Annotated in this window: 2 protein-coding genes; one reads left to right on the top strand and one right to left on the bottom strand. The window is 67.8% G+C overall.

What is annotated here, in order from left to right:
* Positions 1-772: oxidoreductase (locus A9X03_RS17650; RefSeq protein WP_068262198.1), on the top strand; the 772-nt coding region annotated here is incomplete at its 5' end.
* Positions 773-800: 28 nt separating this feature from the next.
* Here the strand turns inward: A9X03_RS17650 and A9X03_RS17645 are convergent.
* Positions 801-1,451, bottom strand: coding sequence for a nitroreductase (locus A9X03_RS17645; RefSeq protein ID WP_067780133.1), 651 nt, complete (start codon positions 1,449-1,451; stop codon positions 801-803).
* Positions 1,452-1,551: the final 100 nt, after the last annotated feature.

Genomic DNA, 1,551 nt, shown 5'->3' with positions numbered 1-1,551 from the left:
CGCCGCTTTGGAAGCGGGCCACAGCGCGGTGGTGACCGCGCGCCGCGTCGACTCGGTGCGCGACTTCGCCGACGAGTTCGGTGACCGGGCGAGGGCCGTCGCGCTCGACGTGACGGACCCCGAGCAGATCGCGGCGGCGGTGTCGGCGGCCGACGCGGCGTTCGGCGGCATCGACGTCCTGGTCAACAACGCCGGCCACGGCTACCTGTCCGCCGTCGAGGAGGGCGAGGACGCCGAGGTTCGACAGCTGTTCGAGGTCAACTACTTCGGCGCGGTCAACATGATCAAGGCGGTGCTGCCGGCGATGCGCGCCCGTCGCTCCGGGCACATCATCAACATGTCCTCGATGACCGGCCTGGTCGCCAATCCGCCGAACGCCTATTACTCGTCGACGAAGTTCGCGCTGGAGGCGATCACCGAGGCGCTCGCCACCGAGGTGCGGCCGCTGGGGATCAAGGTGACCGCCATCGAGCCGGGCGCCTTCCGCACCGACTGGGCGACGCGATCGATGAAGGAGTCGAGTACCCCGATCGCCGATTACGTCGACGTGGCGGCGCGCAAGGACCTGATCAAGCAGTTCGCCGATCATCTTCCCGGTGATCCGAGGAAGGTCGCCGAGGCCGTGCTGATGGTGACCACGCTCGACGAGCCGCCGCTGCGGCTGCTGCTGGGCCGTGACGTGCTCAAGGCCATGCGCGACAAGCTCGCCGCGCTGTCATCGTCGATCGAAGAGTGGAAATCCGTCACCAAGGACGTGAACTTCGCGGATTAGCGGCGACTTTGGGTGTCATCAGAGGTCCTCACTCGTCGAGGAACACGGCGTGCTCGTCCACCGCGTCGCGCCCGATGCGCAACCTGTTGGCGGGGAAATCGGGGTCGGAGTAGCCGATGGACAGGCCGCACAGGATGTTCAGCTCCGGCGGAATGTTCAGCTGCTCGCGCACCACGTCGGGGTACCCGGCGATCGCCACCTGCACGCAGCTTCCCAACCCGCGCGCGGTCAGGGCGAGCAGCAAGGTCTGCAGGAACATACCCACTCCCATGCTGTCGGCGTAGCCGAGGTCGCGATGCATGCACACGATGGCACCCAGCGGGGCGCGGAAGAACTCCCAGTTGCGCAACACGGCGATACGCCGCGCCTCGCTGTCGTGGCGGGCGATGCCCATCGAGCCGTACACGTGTGCGCCGGTGTCGCTGCGGAAATGGGCGAACTCGGCAGGCAGCTGCGGTACCCGGGGCGGTTCGGCGCGGGCCTTTTCCAGCATCGCGGTCACCAACCGGTCGCGGGCGGCGCCGGCGACGAAAACCAGGTGCCATGGCTGCACATTGGAGTTCGACGGCGCGCGCATGGCCAGCTCCAGCGATTCCCGCACCAGGTGGCGCGGCACTGGGTCGGGCAGGAACAGCCGCGTCGAATGCCGCTCCCGGATGGTGTCTTCCAAGTCGTACATAGCTTCATGGTGTCAGGCCCGCGGCGATCGTGAGCGCGGCGGAGCCGGGCGAAACGGGTCGTTACGTCAAACGGGTTCGTCGTCGTCGGTGTCGCGGAGG

It is taken from the genome of Mycobacterium sp. E1715 (assembly GCF_001667625.1).
GTDB lineage: Bacteria > Actinomycetota > Actinomycetes > Mycobacteriales > Mycobacteriaceae > Mycobacterium.
This window is presented reverse-complemented; position numbering and strand designations above follow the sequence as displayed.